Genomic DNA, 20,925 nt, shown 5'->3' on the forward strand with positions numbered 1-20,925 from the left:
AGCCCTTCGGGGCTATATTAATACAGTGTATCTAAATCATTAAAATAAATTTTTAAAACTTTTTCTATTTTATTTTTTTCTTCTAGAAGTATTTTTTTATTTTTTTCTCTAAAAGCTTTATTAGAGCAATAAATTAGATAAGATATACTAATGGCAGCAATTATTTTATTTTTATGTTCTATGCCTATAGCCATACATTCAATTTGAGGATTCATTTCTCCAATTTCTATGGCAATTTTTTCTTTTTTAATTTGTTTGATTTGTTGATAGAGTTCATTTATATTATTTAAGGTGTTTTTTGTAATTTTATCAAAATTTTTAGGATAAAGTTTTTCTAATTCCTTTTTATTTTTATTTGATAGTAAGGCTTTGCCTAAAGATGTTGCATAAGCAGGATACGAAGTGCCTATAAAAGATTTTAATTGCACTGTATTATTGGCATCAATTTTTTCTAAATAAAGCACATTTCCATCTTTTAAAATTCCCATTTGACAAGTTTGATTGGTTAAATTTCTTATATTTTTCATATGCTTTTTGATTATTTCAAAAATATTATTTTCGTTTTTTATATTACATCCTAATTCTATAATCTTAAAATCCAAATAATAACTTTTATTTTTTAAATCACATTTGATATATTTTTTTTCTTGAAGAGTTTGTAAAATAGGCCAAAGAGTTCCAGCAGGAATGTTTAGTTTTTTAGCTATAGCACTTAAGGTAAGCTTTTCTTTTGCAAGTAATTCTAGAATATTTAACACTCTAAGAGTGGGCTGATGCATATTGTCTTTATCCTTGTTTTATTTTTATAAATTTTAGCATATTTTTTACTTTTAGTAACATAAAATCATAATTTTTATTATTTATTAATTTTAATATTTTTTTGTAAAAATTGGCAGTTAATAAGAATAAAATACGAATTTTTACCAAGCTAACAGCTTGATTTTTTTACAAATATTTTGTTATATTTTTTGTATATAAATATATTTTTGTATATACGAAAGGAAAATAAAAATGGGAATTTTAAAAGGAACTTTACCGGCTTTACTTACTCCATATAAAGATGATGGAAGTATCAATGAAAAAGAATTTATTCATTATTGTGAATTTGGTATTTCTAAAGGCTTGAACGGATTATTTTGTAACGGAAGTGCAGGAGATTCTCAAGCTTTAAGTGTGGAAGAGCAAGTTAAATTAATGAAACTTACCAAAAAGGCTGCAAAAAATAATATACCTATTATCACGGGTATTACCTCGACAATTTATGAAAACACTTTTATTTTGGCGCAAAAAGCTCATGAATTAGATCTTGATGCTTTGTTGCTTGCTATGCCTTATTATTATAAATTAAGCGAAGATGCACTTTTTGAGTATGTAAAAGATCTATCTTCTAAAGTAAAGCTTCCTTTGTATGTTTATAATATACCTCTTTTTGCACCAGCACTTAGTTTGAAATTTATAGAAAAGGTTTCAAAGCTTGATAATGTTGTGGGTATAAAAGATAGTAGTGGGGATGCTTTGCTTTTAAATCATATTTTAGATGTAGTACCTAGTGATTTTGATGTTTTTGTAGGAAGAGAAGAATTTTATGCAGGTGCATTATTAGCGGGTGCAAAAGGTTCTATGACTAGCATAGGTGGAGTTTTTCCAGAACTTATGAGTGAAATTTACAAATCAATCAATGAAAAAAACATAGACAGAGCTTTACTAATACAAAAAAGTTTACTAAAGGCTATAAGATTTGGTATGAGTATGGCTTTTCCTATGGGTTTTGCTTTGCTTTTAAAGGCTAGAGGATTTAAATTTACAAATGCTAGTATTCATCCTTTATCACCTGCTGCAAAAGAAGAATTATCTACCCGTTTTGATGAAGCTAAGGAACTTATTAAAACTATAGAAAAAGAAACAGGTATAAAACTATGAAAGGATATATTATAGTCAATGAAAAAGACAATGTTGCCACAGCTTTGCGCGACTTTAAAAAAGGTGAAAATGTGGCAAATATAGAGCTTTTAAATGATATTGCAAGCGGACATAAATTTGCACTAAAAGATATAAAAAAAGATGAAATTATCATCAAATACGCAGAAGCTATAGCTAGTGCAAGTTGTGATATTAGTGCAGGGGAATGGGTACATATCCACAACACTGCAGGTATTAGAGGTCGTGGGGATAAGGAATAAATATGAAAAAGATAATGGGTTATAGAAGAGAAGATGGTAAATTTGGCTTAAGAAATAAAGTCATTATTATACCAAGTGTGCATTGTGCTAATAAAGTGTGTGAAAATATAGCTAGAAAATGCAATGGAGCGGTTTATATCAACCATCAGCATGGTTGTTCTCAGCTTGAATTTGACGCTTTGCAAACCAGAGATGTTTTGATAGGCCATGGAACTAATGCTAATGTTTTTGGTGTTTTAATTGTAGGGCTTGGTTGTGAGGTGATACAAGCCAAAGTGGTAGCAGAAAAAATCAAAGAAGCAACGCCTTATAAAAAGGTTGAATATTTAGTGATACAAGAATGTGGTGGTAGTAAAAATACCATTGAAAATGGTATCAAAATAGTCAATGAAATGCTTGAAAGTGCTGCAAAATTACAAAAAAGTGAAGGAGATTTCAGTGATTTGATTTTAGGCACAGAATGCGGTGGAAGTGATAGCTATAGCGGACTTAGTGCTAATCCTGCGTTAGGAAGTTTGAGTGATTTTGTAATCGATGAGGGTGGTGCGGTAATTTTAGCAGAAACTACAGAGCTTATAGGTTGTGAAGCTATACTAGCTAAGAGAGCAAAAAATGATGAAATAGCTAAAAAGGTATATGATAAGATTTTGGGTTATGAGAATTTGGTTAAATCTTTTCATGCTGATATTCGAGGGGCAAATCCTAGTCCAGGAAATATTGTAGGCGGACTTAGTACTATAGAAGAAAAATCTTTAGGTTGTGTTTATAAAGCAGGAACTAGAACTTTAATGGATGTAATTGATTATGCTAAACCGGTAGTTTCTAAAGGACTTACTTTTATGAATACACCAGGCAATGATATAGAACAACTTAGTGCCATGGTTGCAGGCGGGGCAAATATTTGTGTTTTTACTACAGGTCGTGGTACTCCAACGGGTTCTGCTATCGTGCCTACTATAAAGATGAGTTCTAATACTTTTTGCTATGAAAATATGAATGATGCTATTGATATTAACGCAGGAAGCATTATAGATGGGGTAAAAACAAAAGAAGAAGTGCGTGATGAGCTTGTAGAATTAATCGTGCGAATTTCAAATGGAGAATTAGTAAAAGCAGAGATAAACGAACAAAATGATTTTTCAGTTTGGAGACTTGCTACAACTTGTTAAGGAGTAAAGGATGGAGCATATAAATTCAATAGAGTTAAAGTTAATATGTAAAAAAATATCTTGGCGTATTTTGCCTTTGATTGTTTTAATGTTTTGTCTTTCCATGCTTGATAGAACAAATATTAGTTTTGTTAAATCTCATATAGAAATTGATGCAGGCATCGGCGAGGCTGCTTATGCTTTGGGTGCTGGAATATTTTTTATAGGTTATGCCATTTTTGAAGTGCCTTCAAATTTACTTTTGCATAAATTAGGAGCTAAGATTTGGTTAAGTCGTATAATGATCACTTGGGGTCTTGTAACTATGGCTATGATTTTTATACAAGGAGAAACAAGTTTTTATGTATTAAGATTTTTATTGGGTTTAACTGAAGCAGGTTTTAGTCCAGGCATTATTTTATACCTTAGTTATTTTTTCCCAGCTATATATCGATCAAAAGCTTATGGAATTTATCAAATGGGAGTTCCAATTGCTTTTGTTTTTGGTTCTTTAATTAGCGGTTTTATACTTGATTATGCACCAAATATGTATTTTAAAAATTGGCAGTGGATGTTTTTAATCGAGGGCGGAATTACTGTTTTGGTGGGTGTTTTTTGTTTGTTTTATCTTGACTCTCACCCAAAATATGCTAAATGGTTGGATGTAAAAGAAAAAGCTGTTTTGTTAAAAAATATAGAAATTTGTAATTCAAAGGCAAAAGATTATTCTATTAAGGATATTTTTAAAAGTATTTTAGTATGGAAATTTGTATTTATTTATTTTTGCATACAATTAAGTGTTTATGGAGTGCTTTTTTATTTACCAAGTAAAATAGCTCAAATATTGCAAATAAATGTGGGTTTTGAAGTCGGACTTTTAAATGCAATTCCTTGGATTTTTGTTTTTATTGCTTTGCCAATATTTACCTCATTAGCTGATAAAAAACGCTCTTGGAATTTATATGCGATTTTATTTTTATTATTAGCAAGTTTAAGCATGATAGCTTCGACTTTTGTTGCAAATTTAGCACCATTTTTATTTTTTATTAGCTTAGCTGCTATAGGTTTTATCGTAATTCAGCCTATATTTTGGAATTTGCCAACTCAAGTTTTAAAGGGAAAAGGTGGTGCAGCTGCTATTGCACTTATAGGGTCTTTAGGAAATTTAGGTGGTTTTGTCGCACCGACTTTAAAAACATATATAGAAAATCATTTTGGGGTCGAGTTTGGACTTATAGTACTAGCATTAATAGCAATTTTAGGCGTATTGGTATTAGTGCATTTAAAAATGACTTTAAATTTAGATAAAGGAGAATAAATGGATTTGAAAATTAAAAATAAGATTTGTATTATTACAGGTGGCGCTAAGGGTATTGGTTACGGCATTGCTAAATTATGGGCTATGGAGGGTGGAATTCCTGTAGTTTTTTCAAGATCTATGCCTAAAGAGCACGATGAGGAATTAAAAAATTTATGTAAAAGCTATGAATTTTACGAGATCGATCTAAAAAATTATGAGCAAATTGAAGAGCTTGTAAAAAAGGTCGCTACAAAACATGGTGGAATTTATGCACTTGTAAATAATGCAGGTGCAAATGATAATTTGCATATTGAAAACACAAGTACTAAAGATTTGATTAAATCTTACGAAAACAATCTTTTTCATTATTATGCTATGGCAAAAGAGTGTTTGCCTTATATTAAAAAAGAGCAAGGCAGCATTTTAAATATAGTGAGTAAAACAGGCATCACAGGACAAGGAAGAACTTCAGCTTATGCTTCGGCCAAAGCGGCTCAAATGGGTTTTACTAGGGAATGGGCTTGTGCTTTTGCTAAAGATAGCGTTAGAGTAAATGCCATAGCTCCTGCTGAAGTTATGACTCCTCTTTATGAAAAATGGCTGCAAAATTTTCCTAATCCTAAAGAACAATATGAAAAAATCGCAAAAGCTATACCTTTAGGTCATCGTTTTACTACCATAGAGGAAATTGCAAATACAGCGGTTTTTACACTTAGCCCTCTTGCTTCACATACTACAGGGCAAATTTTAATGCCAGATGGAGGTTATGTACATTTAGATAGAGCATTAAATTGGGATGAAAATTAAGGAGTAAAAATGACTGATTCTAAAAATATAAAAGTAGCCATTGTTTTGGTAACTTCTCTTTTCTTTTTATGGGGAGTAAGCTATGGACTTATTGATGTGATGAATAAAAATTTTCAAAATCATCTTCATATTAGCCAGCATGAAAGTGGCTTTTTACAGTTTGCTTATTTTGGTGCTTATTTTATCATAGCCTTACCCGCAGGTTATATAGCCAATAGATTTTCTTATAAAATGGGAATCATTTTTGGCTTAGCTCTTTATGCCATAGGAGCTTTGCTTATTATACCCGCTACAAATTTGGCTTCTTTTCATTTGTTTTTGTTTGCGTTTTTTATTTTAGCTTGTGGTATTGGTTCTTTAGAAACTAGCGCAAATCCTTACATGACAAAGCTTGGTGATGAAAAAAATGCGAGCTTTAGAATCAATGCTGCGCAAAGTTTTAATGGTTTGGGGCAATTTGTAGGACCTATTATAGGTGGAGCTTTATTTTTATCTATTACAAAACAAGAAGAAGGTGCAAGTGCGGAGCAAATTGAAGCTGCACTAGTAGCTAATATGGGAAATGTCCAGCTTGTTTATATAGGAATTGCTGTCATTGTTATTTTGATTTTAATTGCTTTTGTTGCAAATAAGCTTCCAGAAGGAAGTGCGGTAAGTGATGATTATAAGCAAAAAGATGATTCTAAGCCTATATATGTTTTTAAACACAGACATTTTAACTTAGGGCTTTTAGCGCAGTTTTTGTATATAGCCAATCAAGTTGTAGCAGGAGCATTTTTTATCAATTATGTTGTGGAACATAATGAAGGTTTAAAAGATGCGCAAGGTGCTTATTATTTTTCTATAGCTTTGGTTGCATTTATGCTGGGACGCATTGTTTCTACTCCTTTGATGAAGATAATCAAAGGTGAAAAAATTTTAGGATTTTATTCTCTAATCAATGTGCTTATATGTTTTAGTTTGTATTTTGCTAGCGGGTTTTTTAGCATAGTACTTTTAATAGCTTTATTTTTCTTTATGTCTATTTCTTTTCCTACTATTTTTGCGGTAGCAACAAAAAATTTACCTTTAAATCAAGTAAAACTAGGCGGATCTTTGCTTGTGATGAGTATAGTAGGTGGAGCAATTATGCCTATAATTATAGGCTTTATTAATGATCATTATGGTACAGGCACTGGGTATTTAGCAATGGCACCTTTGTTTTTATATGTGTCTTGGTATGGCTTTATAGGCTCAAAAGTGAGAAAAAATGCAAAAGATTTTTGATGCTCATCTGCACCTTTGGGATTTGGAAAAAATACCTATTTCATGGATAAAAGACGATGAAAAGTTAGAGCAAAATTATGATTTTTTTAGGATGAAACAAGAATATAAAGAATTTGAATTTATAGGTGCTATGTATGTTGAAACTAATAGCGATGATTTAGAAAAAGAAGCTTTATTTGCTTTAGAGCAAAAAAAGCTTCATAATCTTTTGCTTTGTCTAGCGGATTTAAAACATAAAGAAGAACTTAATTCTTTTAGAGAGGTAATGCATGTAAGTAAAAAAGGAGCTAAAAGGTTATTCGAAGTAGATTTTGAAGAAAAAATAGAAATTTTAAAAACTTTTAATATATCTTTTGAAGCTTGTATGAAAAATGAAGAACTCAGTTTTTTAGAAAAATTTTTAAATAAAAATCCAAATTTAAAAGTGGTTTTAAATCATCTAGGAAGTCCAAAAATGGATCGTTTAAATGAGTATAAAAAAGATTTAATTCTTTTGAAAAAATTTCCAAATTTATATATTAAGCTTTCGGTTGCAGATGATTTTTCGGAACAAACCCCAAAAGAATTTATTTATGATCTTTTCACTTTTTTAAAAGAAAATTTTAGTGAAGATAAATTCATATTTGGTAGTAATTATCCTGTGGCAAAAATAGCTCCAGCTAAGTGGGCTAAGCTTATTATAGAAAGTAAAATTTTTGATGATCTAGATAAAATATTTTATAAAAATGCTTTATTAATTTATAAGGAGGACAGGTGCAAAGATATGGTCAAATCATAAAGATAAAAAAGGAAAAAATAGAAGAATATAAAAATCTTCATGCAAAGCCTTATGAAGGGGTCTGTGAGATGATTAAAGAATGTAATATACAAAATTATTCCATTTATTTGTTTGGAGAATATTTATTTGCATATTTTGAATATGTAGGTGCTGATTTTGAAGCAGATATGGCTAAGATGATAAGAGATGAAAACACGCAAAAATGGTGGAAAGTAACAGATCCTTGTCAAATATCTTTAGGTTATGCAGGACAAAAGTGGCTAAATATGGAAGAAGTGTTTCACTTAGACTAAAAAAGGAGAAAAAATGACAATTTATTTAAATTATATTGATGGGGAATTTATCCCACATAATGGGGATTTTATCGAAGTTTTAAATCCAGCTACTAAAGAAGTCATTTCAAAAGTAGCAAGTGCTTCTTTAGAAGATGCTAAAAGAGCGATTGAAGCAGCCAAAAAAGCACAAAAATCTTGGGAGGCTAAGCCAGCAATTGAGAGGGCAAATCATTTAAGAGAAATAGCTAGTTTAATACGCAAAAATGCTAATTTCTTAACAGAAATTTTAATGCAAGAGCAAGGAAAAACTAGAGTTTTAGCTAGTGTGGAGGTTAATTTTACAGCAGATTATATGGATTATACGGCCGAATGGGCTAGAAGATATGAGGGTGAAATCATACAAAGCGATAGAGCTAATGAACATATATATTTATATAAAAGTGCTATTGGGGTAATTGGTGGAATTTTACCTTGGAATTTTCCATTTTTCTTAATCGCAAGAAAGATGGCGCCTGCTTTGCTAACAGGAAATACTATAGTGATAAAGCCAAGTAGTGAAACTCCAAACAATGCTTTTGAATTTGCAAAACTTGTTTCGCAAAGTTCTTTGCCAAAAGGTGTGTTTAATTTGGTTGCAGGTAAAGGTAGTGTAGTAGGACATGAATTATCAAGCAATGAAAATATAGGCATGGTAAGTCTTACAGGAAGTGTTGAAGCAGGGGCTAGAGTAATGGAAGCTGCAGCTAAAAATATCATAAAGGTTTCTTTAGAACTTGGCGGAAAAGCTCCTGCTATAGTGTGTAAAGATGCGGATATTGACTTGGCAGTAGAAGCGATTAAGGCAAGTCGAATTTGCAATAATGGACAGGTTTGTAATTGTGCCGAAAGAGCTTATGTGCATACAAGCATTTATGATGAATTTGTAGATAAATTTGTAAAAGCCATGAGTAAGGTAAGTGTTGGAAATACCTTAAAAGGTGATTTTGATATGGGACCATTGGTCAATCAAGCAGGGGTTGATAATGCTTTAGCAATGCTTCAAAGAGCTAGTGCTAAAGGAGCAGTTGTGGAATGCGGTGGAAAAATCACTGATACAAGTGGGTATTATTTTCCTGCAAGTGTTCTTACTAATGTTAAGCATGAGGATGAAATTATGCAAAAAGAAATTTTTGCTCCCATTTTGCCTATTGCTAAATTTGATACACTTGATGAAGCTATTGATATGGCAAATGATTGTGAATATGGTCTTACAAGTTCTATTTATACACAAAATTTAGATATAGCAATGAGAGCTAGCAGAGAAATCAAATTTGGTGAAACTTATATTAATCGTGAAAATTTTGAGGCTATGCAAGGTTTTCATGCAGGCTTTAGAAAAAGTGGCATAGGCGGAGCTGATGGAAAACATGGCCTTGAAGAATATTTAGCCACCCATGTGGTGTATTTGCAGTATAATACTGATAAACAATGATTTTTATCCTATCTAAATTTTTAGATAGGAGTTATTATAATCTTGGAATCAAGTATAATACTTGATAACTATGGATTAAACACTCTTTTAGTAATTTCTTGAAATCAATTTTGGAATTTTTCATTTTGTCTAAAATGAGTAAGATTATTTTTATAAGTAAAACAATAATTAAAAATTAGTTTATGTTTTATAAATATTAATGTAAATTATGTAGGTTTATTTTATAAAAATTTTTAAAAGCATTTAAATTATTTCTAGTTTATATTTTTGTAAGTAAATTTTAGATATCATCCAAAGTTTATTACATTTTTAAAGAAAGGAATTATTGTGCCTACCATAAATCAATTGGTTAGAAAAGAGCGCAAAAAAGTTTTAGAAAAATCTAAATCTCCAGCGCTTAAAAATTGTCCACAAAGAAGGGGAGTTTGCACTAGGGTTTATACTACAACACCTAAAAAACCAAACTCAGCGTTAAGAAAAGTTGCCAAAGTAAGACTTACTAGTGGCTTTGAAGTGATCAGCTATATCGGCGGTGAAGGTCATAACTTGCAAGAACACAGCATTGTTTTAGTGCGTGGCGGTAGGGTAAAAGACTTACCAGGGGTTAAATATCACATCGTTCGTGGTGCTCTTGATACAGCAGGTGTTGCAAAAAGAACAGTTTCTCGTTCTAAATATGGTGCTAAACGCCCTAAAGCAGGCGCTGCAAAATAATCATTCATACAGACAAATCCGTTAGATTTGATTTTGTTTGAGTAAAATTTAAAATTTGAAGGAAAAATAATGAGAAGAAGAAAAGCTCCGGTAAGAGAAGTCTTGCCTGATCCGATTTATGGTAATAAAGTAATCACAAAATTTATTAATTCTTTAATGTATGATGGTAAAAAAAGCACAGCTACAACAATTATGTATGGTGCTTTGGAAGCTATTGATAAAAAAGGTGGTGAGAAAAAAGGTATTGATATTTTTAATGATGCGATTGAAAATATCAAGCCTTTATTAGAAGTGAAATCTCGTCGTGTAGGTGGTGCAACCTATCAAGTTCCAGTAGAAGTTCGCCCTGCTAGACAACAAGCTTTGGCGATTCGTTGGATTATTTCTTTTGCAAGAAAAAGAAGTGAAAGAACTATGATTGATAAACTTGCAGCCGAGCTTTTAGATGCTGCTAATAGCAAAGGTGCTTCATTTAAGAAGAAAGAAGATACTTATAAAATGGCTGAAGCAAATAAAGCATTTGCTCACTATCGTTGGTAAGAAGGAGTGTGTATGTCAAGAAGTACTCCCTTAAAGAAAGTTAGAAATATCGGTATTGCTGCTCACATCGATGCGGGTAAAACGACTACATCTGAAAGAATTCTTTTCTTTACAGGTATGAGTCATAAAATCGGTGAAGTTCATGATGGTGCTGCAACTATGGACTGGATGGAACAAGAGAAAGAGCGTGGGATTACTATCACTTCTGCGGCTACAACTTGTTTTTGGAAAGACCATCAAATCAACCTTATTGACACTCCAGGCCACGTTGATTTTACAATTGAAGTTGAAAGATCTATGCGTGTTCTTGATGGTGCTGTTGCGGTATTTTGTTCAGTGGGTGGGGTGCAACCTCAAAGTGAAACAGTTTGGAGACAAGCAAATAAATACGGTGTTCCAAGAATAGTATTTGTAAACAAAATGGATAGAATCGGTGCAAATTTTTACAATGTAGAAGATCAAATTCGCAACCGTTTAAAAGCTAATCCAGTTCCACTTCAAATTCCAATTGGTGCTGAAGATAATTTTAAAGGCGTAATCGATCTTGTAACTATGAAAGCTTTAGTTTGGGAAGATGATACTAAGCCAACTGATTATGTAGAAAAAGAAATTCCAGCTGAACTTAAAGAAAAGGCAGAAGAATATCGTACAAAAATGATAGAAGCAGTTTCTGAAACTTCAGATGAGTTGATGGAAAAATATTTAGGCGGAGAAGAATTAAGCCTTGAAGAGATTAAAACAGGGATTAAAGCAGGATGTTTAAGTCTTTCTATCGTTCCTATGCTTTGCGGTACAGCGTTTAAAAATAAAGGGGTTCAACCTTTACTTGATGCTGTTGTGGCTTATTTACCAGCTCCTGATGAAGTGGCAAATATCAAGGGTGAATATGAAGATGGCACAGAAGTTTCTGTAAAATCAACCGATGATGGCGAGTTTGCAGGGCTTGCATTTAAAATCATGACAGATCCATTTGTAGGACAACTTACTTTCGTGCGTGTTTATCGCGGTTGTTTAGAAAGCGGTTCTTATGCTTATAACTCAACTAAAGATAAAAAAGAAAGAATTGGTCGTTTGTTAAAAATGCACTCTAACAAAAGAGAAGAGATTAAAGTGCTTTACGCAGGCGAAATTGGTGCTGTTGTAGGACTTAAAGATACTTTAACAGGGGATACTCTTGCAAGTGAAAAAGATAAGGTAATCCTTGAAAGAATGGATTTTCCAGATCCAGTTATTTCTGTTGCAGTTGAGCCAAAAACTAAAGCTGATCAAGAGAAAATGTCTATTGCTTTAAATAAATTAGCACAAGAAGATCCAAGTTTTAGAGTTTCTACAGATGAAGAAAGTGGCCAAACTATCATTTCGGGTATGGGTGAGTTACACCTTGAAATTATCGTTGATAGAATGCTACGTGAATTTAAAGTTGAAGCTGAAGTAGGTCAACCACAAGTTGCTTATCGCGAAACTATTAGAAAAACCGTTGAACAAGAATACAAATATGCTAAACAATCAGGTGGTCGTGGTCAGTATGGACATGTATTCTTACGCCTTGAACCGCTTGAGCCAGGTAGTGGATATGAATTTGTTAATGATATCAAAGGTGGGGTAATTCCAAAAGAATACATTCCTGCGGTTGATAAAGGTGTTCAAGAAGCATTACAAAATGGTGTTTTAGCAGGTTATCCTGTAGAAGATGTTAAAGTAACTGTTTATGATGGAAGTTATCACGAAGTGGATTCATCTGAAATGGCATTTAAACTTGCTGCTTCTATGGGCTTTAAAGAAGGTGCTAGAAAAGCAGGTGCTGTAATCTTAGAGCCTATGATGAAAGTTGAAGTAGAAACTCCTGAAGATTACATGGGTGATGTTATTGGAGATCTTAACAAACGCCGTGGTCAAGTAAATAGCATGGATGAGCGTGGTGGAAATAAAATCATCACAGCATTTTGTCCTTTGGCTGAAATGTTTGGTTATTCTACTGATCTTAGAAGTCAAACTCAAGGTCGTGCGACTTATTCTATGGAATTTGATCACTATGATGAAGTTCCTAAAAATGTTGCGGATGAAATCATCAAAAAAAGAAACGGTTAAATTTTTAGCGGGATTTTTCCCGCTTTCTGTCCTCGTAGCTCAGCAGGATAGAGCGCAAAATTCCTAATTTTGAGGCCGTGAGTTCGAATCTCGCCGTGGACACCAAGTAGTAATTCATTAAGTAATATTAAGATACAAAATACACTATTTTAACAACTTTTCTACATTAAAATTTTTCATTATGATTGAAATTTTTTCTATTTTTTCTTATAATTCTGTAGCCATTTATGTAGCCAAAGTAAAAAAGCTAATTCTGGCTACAAAAATACTAAAAAAAGGTTTTTTTAATGCTAACTCAAAAAGATATAGACAATTTAGAAATAAAAGATAAAAGGTATATGATTAGCGTAGGAGAACCAAAAGAATTATATGTCCGAGTTAATCCAACAGGTAAAATAGTTTTTTATTTAAGAGCTTCAAAATTTAAAAATTTTATAACAATAGGGGAATGCCAAAAAGGTGTTTTAAATGTTACAAATGCAAGAGAAAAAGCAAAAGATCTTTTAAAATCAATGTATGATGGAAAATTTATCGGCAAAAATGATAAGGTTATGACACTTGAAAAAGCAAATTTTCTTTATGTTGATATAAAATCTAAAAAATTAAATTCAGCTACAATCAAAAAAGAACAGTCAATTTTTAAAAAATATATTATTCCCACTTTGGGACAAAAAGATATAAATGAATTGAAAAAAGATGATTTTCTACCTATTTATGATTTAATGCAGAAAAAAGGAATATACGAAACAATAAATAAAAATATATCTTTGCTATGTAGGATATTTGAGATTAGTAGACAAAGAGGTGACTTAAAAACAGATATAATACTTCAATTGAAAGATTTAAAGAAATTTTACAATGAAGCAAATCACAATAAAGTTAAACATTTTAAAGCTATAGTAGAAGAACAAGAAATAAAAAATATGTTAGAATGTATGAAAGAATATAAAAATCATCCACGGACAAATACAACTATAATTAATGCAATTTATTTTACGCTTTTAACAGCACAAAGAAGTAAAAATATTCGATTTGCTAAATGGAGTGATATTGACTTTGAAAACAATCTTTGGATTATAAAAGCAGATGAAATGAAAGTAAGAACTAATGGTGATAATATTATCCCTTTAAATAAATATACTTTAAAGATACTAGATATACAAAGAATTTTAAATGGAGATAAAAAGTATATTTTCGCTAATAATAATGGAACTATTAGCGAGAATTTTGCTGTAAGATTTTTTAAATTTTATAATTTAGAGCACACTATACATGGATATCGTTCTACTTTTAGAAGTGTTTATACTAATAAAAGCAATGAGTTAATTCAGCAAGGTATTAGTAAAGATATAGCAGAAATGATATTACATCATATAAGCGGCAATGAAATAGAAAGGGCTTACAACAGAGCCAAGGCAATTGATTTAAGAGCAAAACTTATGCAATGGTATGGAAATTACTTAAACTCTCTTTGTGAGTTTTGCTTTTAATGTCTTTTAGTATTAAGCCATTTTTCTATTTCTTTTATTTCATATCTTATGGATTTTCCTATGCGAATGTAAGGTATTTTACCATCTTGTCTTAACTTAAATAATGATGTTATACTAACTCCTAAATATTCGCTCAATTCTTTTTCTCTAAAATATTTTTTAACCATTTTCAACTCCTAATCTTTTATCTATAATTTCAAAAATAGTATCCTTGTAATAATTCCAAAGCCATTTCTGTTCTTCATCTTCTAAATCATCAACGCTTAAATTACGCCATTCTTTTATTGTTTTAGTGTCACACCCTAAATTCATCATGGTTTTTGTAAAAGTCATAACATAGGTATCAACGACAACACTAAAGATATTTTTCATATCTCCTATACAGTCCCTAAGATCTACATTTTCAAATATACAATTTTCAAATTCTGTTCTTAGAAAATTACAAAAATGGAAACTTGCTCCACTAAAATCGCAATCTATAAAAGATGCATTCTTACTTGAAATATCATTTAAATTAGCATTTTTAAAGCTAGTGCCGTTTATAAATGCATTATTAAAATCTAATCCACTTAAATTTATATTTTCCAAGTTTGCATTATTTAAAGAAATCCCTTCTAAAATGCAATACTCAACTAATTCTTTTTCGCTTTTTCTATCATCTTCGATAATGATAGTTTCATCAAGTCTTTTTAAAATTCCCATCTCATTTCCTTAATATTTTTTTCCATTTTTCTTCGTATTCTTCATAATTTTGCCAATAATCAAGACTTTGTTTTAGCTTCTTAACAACAGCATCCCAAGTTGTCATTTTTGTACTTTCTAATGCTATTTTTTCAGCTAAAAATTCAAATTCCCACTCTTTTATGCAAAGCATATCATAATCCTTGGCTAAGATTTTTCTAAGTTCTAGTAATTCTTCCTTGCTAAGTTTTCTTTTAAAGCTTAGCTCCTTTTTATTTTCTAAGTCGTATTTAAGGGCTTTAATTTTGTTTTCATAATGTTCCTTTTGTTGTTTAAGCTGTGATTTATAACCTAAGCTCTGTCTAAAAGCTAGTTTTTGCATCTGTTCAGCTTCAAGGTTTTTAAGGCGTTTTTCGCAGTCTATAAAATAACGCCTCGCTTGTCTTCCCTTTTCGTTATTCTCAACCATGCAAAGCTCTTTTGCCATATTTAAGGTTACATAGTATTCTTTGCGAGGGCGACCTTTTGTATAAACAAGTTCTATTATATAGTCTTGGTTTTCAATGAAGTCGTAGTGACTTATACGATTTTTAATCCAGTTCGCATATTCTTGCTCTGAATTTAAAAATTGGAATATTTCTCTTGCATTAGCCGAATTTATTTCAGCACCTATTGTTTTATCATTGTAGATTTGAATTTTCTGTATTTGCATTTGATATACTCCTGTATTGTTTTAATCTACAAAAGTATAATAAATTAATATTTATAAATTGCTTAAATATTTTAAAGTATTTATATAAAGTATTATAATATTAAAATAAAATACTTTTTGATAAATTTATCAAAAAGTCTATTTTAAATTTTCTCTATCCTTTCTATCAATAAATGATAAATATATGTTGTAAGTGGAACACCTACTTCATCTGCTTTTTTTTGCAATTCATTTTTTAATTTGTCACTAACCTTTAATTGTATAAGATTGCTACCTCTGCTTTCTTTTTCTACTGAAGAAAAATGTAAATCAAATATATATTTATAGCTATCTTTAAACCATTCTATCCACATACCTACAGATTTTCGATTAAAAAACAAATTATCATTATCTTCTAATTGCCATTCTTTATATATACTATATATTTTTTCATAAGGGTTTGTTTCCTGTATATGGATTTTTAAGCCATAGTCCAATAAAAATTCGTCAATTTCTTTTTTGAATTCTTTTTCTGACACAATCAATGTTGGTCTTAGATACTTTATAATCTTAGAAGATAATTCATTTACTATATTATCCGATGGTTCTTTTTTTGTTCTTCCCAAAAAACTATCTTTTATACTATATAAAAAGTTAAGGGCTTGCAGCATTTGTTCTTGATTAAGTCCAAATTTATCATTTACTATATCTATACTTTCTGCTATAACACCTTCATCACCTGCTGAAGTTTCATCTTTAAATATTTCTTTTCTATATTTTTCTAAGTTTTCCATTAATTCTCCTTTATTTAAATAAACTTTTTTCTTGTGTATAACTTGGCTCAATAATGCCTTTGATATCTTCTAAAAAATATTCATTTTCTAAAACTTCCAAATCTTTGCTAATATAGGTTTTAGAAATTAAAACGCCTTTTATCTTATCCCCGTAAGATAGTTTTATACTTCTGTCTTTGAGTTTGTTTTTAAAATTTTCATCATTGATTTTAACTTTTATAACCTTGTCGTTAATAATTTCCCATTTACTTTCTCCGGTTAAATCTGGCTTTTTTATTATAAACGCACCTTGCATTTTACTTATTTGCTCCTTAACTCCATCAGCTGTTTTTGGGTTATAATCAAATGTTTCACTTATTCCATATACTTTTTCTTCAAATATTATCATAGGTTTATGTTTAAACTCCTTTGCTTTATGTGTTAGATCTGATACACAGGTTAATAGATTGGTTTCATTATTGTTGTATCCAAAATCTTTTAAGTCGCTTTTTTCTATAATGTTTTTATATTCTTTTGGAATATCTTGGCATTTTTTATCTTGTATTTTCTCTAAAATCATTTTTTTAGATTTTATAAGCAAATCAGCAAGTAATTCTCTCGGATTGCTAATATAATGTTTTATATCATCATCGCTTATTTTGTTAAGTTTTTCAGCAATCCATATTCTTATAGAGCCTTTTTCTATAGATTTAATTTGAATATTTATATCAATTTCTATACCAAAAACAGATACTAATGAATTATTCAACTTATCAATACTTAGTAAAAAATCTGTAATTTTTTGGAAAAATAATGTAGCATTTTCTTCATTAAAATATTCAAATCTTAACTCATAAGTTTGTTCTGACATGTATTTCTTTCTTTATTAATAATTATTCTTTTATTATTTTATCAAAATTTTACTTAAGCAAATAGACTTCTTTCTATATGTTTAAACATAATTTCATTTATAATTTATGAAATTGCGTAAAGCATATATTATCTGTATTCATCTGCTCTGTTATAGTTTTTGAAGCATATTTGTGGATACTAATAATATCTACTTTTTTCCAAAAAGGTCTTATATCTGTAATAATTCTATTTCCACTAATAGTTTTATCATTAACTATGCATTTAAAAGAAACAAACTAATAGGTGTTAATCTTTAAAAAATCAAACATTTTTACTCCCTTTCAATAAAAAATCCCCCTAATCATTTTTTCACTCCTTAAAAATTTTTCAACATCTTCAAAAGCTTTAACAATAAGCTTTTTTTCATGAAAGAAATTTCTTCCACTTGGCTTACTTTTGTAAATTTTGTAAGCCTTTCTGAGTTCTTTTTTACTTATATGATTTTTATAATTTATTTTCTCGATTTTTATTTCATTCTGCTTTGCAAAATCGCAAAAACAAGTTCTTCTTTCACTAAATGGTATGATTTTTACAATTTCAAGATAATTAGAACGGCAAACTTTCATCATCATCTCCTATTTCGATATATTTTTCATTGTTATTGTTTTTTACTTCATTTCCATAAGGATTATAGCTTTGATTTTCTTTTGGAATAAATGATTTATTATTGTCATTATTTAAAGATTTATGCCTTGCTTTAAAAGATTTTATAGATAAAGGCTCTTTATTATTTTGAAACTCATCCATGTTTTGCATTTTTTCATTAAAAATTCTATCAAGAAAGATTTTGTTAGCAAGTTCTCCATTTTTACTTAAATATTCTTCTGTTCCAAAACCTAAAACTAAAAGTTTATTAACTAAAGAATTTAGATAAATAACTTCAGTCTGCACCCCAAAAACATTCTCATTTCCCTTTTCGCTAAAATCAAGTTCATCAATTCCAAAGAATTTCATAATAGCATTTAATTGTCTAAATCCTAAATAATTTTCTTTTTCTCCATTTTTATTGATATAGCTAAAATCGTTATTTTTAGCTACAAAAAGATTAAAAATAGCTAGTTTTTGCTCTTTTCTGGTTAAAAATTCAAAACAAATAAAAGTATTATTGCTTCCATCGCTTGCCAATTTATCATATAAAAAGGCTTTGCGGAAAACTCCGCTATAAAGCCCACCTTCACTTAAATACTCTACGCTTGGCGAATAATTTGCCACTTCAAAACTTGCCTTAAATGCTGGTAACATTATAATTCTCCTTTTAATTGTGTTAAAAATTCATCTTTATTACTTAGAACTTCTTGTATTTTTTCACTTGTAAATAAAGAATGTTTTTTATAAAATTGTTTTGCTCTTGGGTGTTTAAACCATTATCACTCATAAATTTTCTAAGTTCAGCACCTAAAGCTTTTATCTCTTTTGCTTTATTTTCTAAAGCTATTTTTTCATCACTACCCCAAACTTTTAAATCTTCATTTGGATTTAAAAATCGCTTTTCCTTTATTGTTTCTAATTCACTTTCATCAAGCATTCCAAGTCCGCAAATGCTTAAGGTTACACGCCTTTTTGCTTTTGTGATAGCTTTCATTATTGCGTTTGCTAAATTATCGCCACCTAAATTTTTAATATTTAAAGCACCTGTATCGCAATCAGTTCTTCCATCTGGTGTTGCTGCGTAGGCTGTAACCATATAAATATCGCCAACTTGTGCCACTTCTGTTTTTGTAATACTTACTTTTCTTATTTGTCTTAGCTGATCTGTTGCTGATTTGTTTGCGTATAAAGTAAGTTTTCCGTTTAATACTATGTATTCAAAAGGCTTTGTAAGCATGTTTAAACCTAAACTTTCACAAAGATTTTTAACATAACTCGCTCGTTCTACATCACTAAGTTTTGATAAATCACCTTTTACCAAAGCCAACTCATAAGGATTAAAATTTATTTCTAATTTATTTTCTTCTTTTAATACAACTTCATTACTCATTTTATGCTCCTTTTTTGATTTTTAAACACATTGAAATACTTTCTTTATAAAACTCTTTAGGCACAGTAATATTTTTTTGCTCTAAAAAGCCCTTATAATCAATTGTAGTTCTACTTTGCGGATAAATTGTAATATCCAAACATCTTGCTTTTTCTCCATTTGCTAAGGCTATGAGTTCTTTTTTAAGACTTTCTAGCTTTTCTTTAATAGGTTTAATCGTGTTTTCAAGCCTTATGATTTCAATCGTTAGATTTTTTGCTTTAGTATCTTCAAGCTCTTTATATTCACTTTTTTGATCTATGATATAATCTAATATAAATTGCTTTATATTTTTAACTAACCATTTTTGATAAGCTTCATCTTTTGAAACTTCGCACTCTACAATCTCTTCTTCTTTATTCATGGCTACAAATATACATTTTTCTTTACCGCTGATATAGAGTTGAAATTGTACTTGAGCGTAGTATTTATCACTTGGCTTTTTATTTTTTTTGACAAAATTGTATTCATCTTGTGAGTATTTAAACTCGTAAATAACCCCATTTTCATCAATACCATCTAAACTCGCTATAAACATTTCATTTTCTAAACTTTGTAAAACTATAGGAGTGATACTTACAAAATGTAAAAACTCAACTCTAGCTCTAATCAAAGCTTCATAATCATTGCCTTTTTTCATAGCTTCGTTTTGATAGACTTCTTTAAGTCCTAAAATGATATCTCTTGCTTCTTCTTTGGAATTAAAAGCACCTTTGATACCTACGCAAGATGCTACCATCGATGCACCTATTTTTCCTTTTCTAAATTCTAACCATTCATGGCTACCTTGTTCTAAGTCGATTATTTTATACTGCATGATTAATCCTTTCTAATAATAAATTTGCGATTTTAATTTGTCCTTTGCCTGTGATTTTCGTTGTGCTTACTAATCTATCTCCATTAATTGTGCTAATAGTTGTTTCACTTACTTTAAAAAGCCCTTGTTCTATGCATTTTTGATAAGGTTTGTTATCACTCATTAAAAAGCCATTATCCCTTAAAAAAGCAAAAAGTCTTTTTTCTCCGATTTCAATTTTATTTTTTTCATAAAGTATTTTTGCGAAATCTCTTATTAAAATAGCATCATTAGTATCTTTTATACGATTTGCAAAGTGAATAAGTGGTGCGTTTTCTTTGGCTTCATTTTTTAAATTTACATTTTCAATTTGAAGCTTTTCATTTCTCTCTAAAAGTTCTAATTGCATTTGCAAACTTTCTTTTAATGAAAGCGGTTTATAACTTTGTTTTTTAAGCTCATTTTCTAAGTATTCTAATCTATCAATTATCTTTGCTCTTAGTTCTACACTATATCCACTCACTAAAATTAGCACTTCTCTTTTTGGTAAGCGATAATACTTGTAAAACTGCTTATTTTGTGGGTTTTGGTAGGTATGCTCAAATTTGAAGACACCCCCTTCAACCACTTTTTCTAAGTAAGTTTCTATATCTCTTGTAACATTTCTGTGTTCTTTTCCTGTAAGCTCTGCTATCTCTAAAGAAGTTAAGCTTATTTCTTTGTTTTCATCTTTTCTAAACAGCTCTAAATTCATTTTTCATCTCCTTTTAATAATTTTAAAATTTTTTTATCTCTAGCCTTGTTATTTTGAATATAATTATCAAGGCAACAAAATATACTGAAAGCAAATTCCAATACTTCAAAATTGCTTAAATCCTTTTTTCCTTTAGTCGCTTTTGCTAAACATTCTAAAAACTTTTCTTCTTGACTCATTGGTATCCTTTTGTAATTTTTTGTATTCTTAAGAATTACAAAATTATATAAAATTATTTTTGTAT

General features: G+C 30.0%; 24 protein-coding genes, 1 tRNA gene and 1 pseudogene. 14 read left to right on the forward strand and 12 right to left on the reverse strand.

Annotated features, from left to right (window positions below):
- Positions 1-17: 17 nt before the first annotated feature.
- Positions 18-779, reverse strand: coding sequence for an IclR family transcriptional regulator (locus tag ELQ12_RS02390; RefSeq protein ID WP_070283326.1), 762 nt, complete (start codon positions 777-779; stop codon positions 18-20).
- 232 nt (positions 780-1,011) lie between these two features.
- On the opposite strand from ELQ12_RS02390, the gene ELQ12_RS02395 reads away from it, so the two are divergent.
- The 14 genes from ELQ12_RS02395 to ELQ12_RS02460 all read left to right on the forward strand — a co-directional run bounded on the left by ELQ12_RS02395 (position 1,012) and on the right by ELQ12_RS02460 (position 14,057).
- Positions 1,012-1,920 carry a dihydrodipicolinate synthase family protein gene (locus tag ELQ12_RS02395; RefSeq protein WP_126252025.1) on the forward strand — a complete coding sequence of 303 codons (909 nt, stop codon included), beginning with the start codon at positions 1,012-1,014 and terminating at the stop codon, positions 1,918-1,920.
- Positions 1,917-2,180 carry a UxaA family hydrolase gene (locus ELQ12_RS02400; protein WP_002861217.1) on the forward strand — a complete coding sequence of 88 codons (264 nt, stop codon included), beginning with the start codon at positions 1,917-1,919 and terminating at the stop codon, positions 2,178-2,180. The genes ELQ12_RS02395 and ELQ12_RS02400 overlap by 4 nt, the downstream gene beginning before the upstream one ends.
- Before the next feature lie 2 nt (positions 2,181-2,182).
- Positions 2,183-3,349 (forward strand): UxaA family hydrolase, encoded by a 1,167-nt coding sequence (locus ELQ12_RS02405; RefSeq protein ID WP_002861218.1) that lies wholly within the window; start codon positions 2,183-2,185, stop codon positions 3,347-3,349.
- A gap of 10 nt (positions 3,350-3,359) precedes the next feature.
- Positions 3,360-4,646 (forward strand): MFS transporter, encoded by a 1,287-nt coding sequence (locus tag ELQ12_RS02410; RefSeq protein WP_052949743.1) that lies wholly within the window; start codon positions 3,360-3,362, stop codon positions 4,644-4,646.
- Positions 4,647-5,435: an SDR family oxidoreductase gene (locus tag ELQ12_RS02415; RefSeq protein ID WP_070243538.1), complete on the forward strand. Its 789-nt coding sequence runs from the start codon at positions 4,647-4,649 to the stop codon at positions 5,433-5,435.
- Positions 5,436-5,444: 9 nt separating this feature from the next.
- Positions 5,445-6,701, forward strand: coding sequence for an L-fucose:H+ symporter permease (gene fucP / locus ELQ12_RS02420; RefSeq protein ID WP_002861221.1), 1,257 nt, complete (start codon positions 5,445-5,447; stop codon positions 6,699-6,701).
- Positions 6,685-7,479, forward strand: coding sequence for an amidohydrolase (locus tag ELQ12_RS02425; RefSeq protein ID WP_002861222.1), 795 nt, complete (start codon positions 6,685-6,687; stop codon positions 7,477-7,479). Before fucP ends, ELQ12_RS02425 begins: the two co-directional genes overlap by 17 nt.
- Positions 7,455-7,772: an L-rhamnose mutarotase gene (locus ELQ12_RS02430; protein ID WP_002861223.1), complete on the forward strand. Its 318-nt coding sequence runs from the start codon at positions 7,455-7,457 to the stop codon at positions 7,770-7,772. The genes ELQ12_RS02425 and ELQ12_RS02430 overlap by 25 nt, the downstream gene beginning before the upstream one ends.
- Before the next feature lie 13 nt (positions 7,773-7,785).
- Positions 7,786-9,225 carry an aldehyde dehydrogenase gene (gene aldA / locus ELQ12_RS02435; RefSeq protein WP_134264549.1) on the forward strand — a complete coding sequence of 480 codons (1,440 nt, stop codon included), beginning with the start codon at positions 7,786-7,788 and terminating at the stop codon, positions 9,223-9,225.
- A 327-nt stretch (positions 9,226-9,552) separates the two neighbouring features.
- Entirely contained in the window at positions 9,553-9,939 is a 387-nt protein-coding gene (rpsL, locus tag ELQ12_RS02440) for a 30S ribosomal protein S12 (protein WP_002782934.1), read from the forward strand.
- Between the two features lie 69 nt (positions 9,940-10,008).
- Positions 10,009-10,479 carry a 30S ribosomal protein S7 gene (rpsG, locus tag ELQ12_RS02445; RefSeq protein WP_002779471.1) on the forward strand — a complete coding sequence of 157 codons (471 nt, stop codon included), beginning with the start codon at positions 10,009-10,011 and terminating at the stop codon, positions 10,477-10,479.
- 12 nt (positions 10,480-10,491) lie between these two features.
- Positions 10,492-12,567 (forward strand): elongation factor G, encoded by a 2,076-nt coding sequence (gene fusA, locus ELQ12_RS02450; protein WP_002779472.1) that lies wholly within the window; start codon positions 10,492-10,494, stop codon positions 12,565-12,567.
- Between the two features lie 28 nt (positions 12,568-12,595).
- Positions 12,596-12,672: transfer RNA gene (locus ELQ12_RS02455), tRNA-Arg, on the forward strand.
- 182 nt (positions 12,673-12,854) lie between these two features.
- On the forward strand, positions 12,855-14,057 hold the full coding sequence (locus tag ELQ12_RS02460) for a site-specific integrase (RefSeq protein ID WP_134264550.1): 1,203 nt from the start codon (positions 12,855-12,857) through the stop codon (positions 14,055-14,057).
- On the opposite strand, the gene ELQ12_RS02465 is transcribed toward ELQ12_RS02460, so the two are convergent.
- The 11 genes and pseudogenes from ELQ12_RS02465 to ELQ12_RS02515 all read right to left on the reverse strand — a co-directional run bounded on the left by ELQ12_RS02465 (position 14,054) and on the right by ELQ12_RS02515 (position 20,860).
- Entirely contained in the window at positions 14,054-14,224 is a 171-nt protein-coding gene (locus ELQ12_RS02465) for a helix-turn-helix domain-containing protein (protein WP_044778814.1), read from the reverse strand. The two genes, ELQ12_RS02460 and ELQ12_RS02465, sit on opposite strands and share 4 nt — an antisense overlap.
- Positions 14,217-14,759: a pentapeptide repeat-containing protein gene (locus ELQ12_RS02470; protein ID WP_134264551.1), complete on the reverse strand. Its 543-nt coding sequence runs from the start codon at positions 14,757-14,759 to the stop codon at positions 14,217-14,219. The genes ELQ12_RS02465 and ELQ12_RS02470 overlap by 8 nt, the downstream gene beginning before the upstream one ends.
- Position 14,760: 1 nt before the next feature.
- The gene (locus ELQ12_RS02475) at positions 14,761-15,450 is read right to left on the reverse strand and encodes an antA/AntB antirepressor family protein (protein WP_134264552.1); all 690 of its coding nucleotides are present in this window, start codon (positions 15,448-15,450) and stop codon (positions 14,761-14,763) included.
- Between the two features lie 143 nt (positions 15,451-15,593).
- Positions 15,594-16,223: a hypothetical protein gene (locus ELQ12_RS10585; protein ID WP_083261790.1), complete on the reverse strand. Its 630-nt coding sequence runs from the start codon at positions 16,221-16,223 to the stop codon at positions 15,594-15,596.
- A gap of 10 nt (positions 16,224-16,233) precedes the next feature.
- Positions 16,234-17,073 carry a hypothetical protein gene (locus tag ELQ12_RS02485; RefSeq protein ID WP_002861640.1) on the reverse strand — a complete coding sequence of 280 codons (840 nt, stop codon included), beginning with the start codon at positions 17,071-17,073 and terminating at the stop codon, positions 16,234-16,236.
- 322 nt (positions 17,074-17,395) lie between these two features.
- Positions 17,396-17,680, reverse strand: a complete 285-nt coding sequence (locus ELQ12_RS02490) for a hypothetical protein (RefSeq protein WP_052795881.1) — start codon at positions 17,678-17,680, stop codon at positions 17,396-17,398.
- The gene (locus ELQ12_RS02495; RefSeq protein WP_011049696.1) at positions 17,661-18,356 is read right to left on the reverse strand and encodes a hypothetical protein; all 696 of its coding nucleotides are present in this window, start codon (positions 18,354-18,356) and stop codon (positions 17,661-17,663) included. Before ELQ12_RS02495 ends, ELQ12_RS02490 begins: the two co-directional genes overlap by 20 nt.
- Positions 18,356-19,092, reverse strand: a pseudogene (locus ELQ12_RS02500) (hypothetical protein). Before ELQ12_RS02500 ends, ELQ12_RS02495 begins: the two are co-directional and overlap by 1 nt.
- A 1-nt stretch (position 19,093) precedes the next feature.
- Complete coding sequence (locus ELQ12_RS02505) at positions 19,094-19,948, reverse strand: lambda-exonuclease family protein (protein WP_070261386.1); 855 nt, start codon at positions 19,946-19,948, stop codon at positions 19,094-19,096.
- Positions 19,938-20,681: a phage regulatory protein/antirepressor Ant gene (locus ELQ12_RS02510; protein ID WP_070261385.1), complete on the reverse strand. Its 744-nt coding sequence runs from the start codon at positions 20,679-20,681 to the stop codon at positions 19,938-19,940. The genes ELQ12_RS02505 and ELQ12_RS02510 overlap by 11 nt, the downstream gene beginning before the upstream one ends.
- Positions 20,678-20,860 (reverse strand): hypothetical protein, encoded by a 183-nt coding sequence (locus ELQ12_RS02515; protein WP_002795990.1) that lies wholly within the window; start codon positions 20,858-20,860, stop codon positions 20,678-20,680. The genes ELQ12_RS02510 and ELQ12_RS02515 overlap by 4 nt, the downstream gene beginning before the upstream one ends.
- Positions 20,861-20,925 lie beyond the last annotated feature (65 nt).

Source organism: Campylobacter sp. US25a, assembly GCF_004379075.1.
GTDB lineage: Bacteria > Campylobacterota > Campylobacteria > Campylobacterales > Campylobacteraceae > Campylobacter_D > Campylobacter_D jejuni.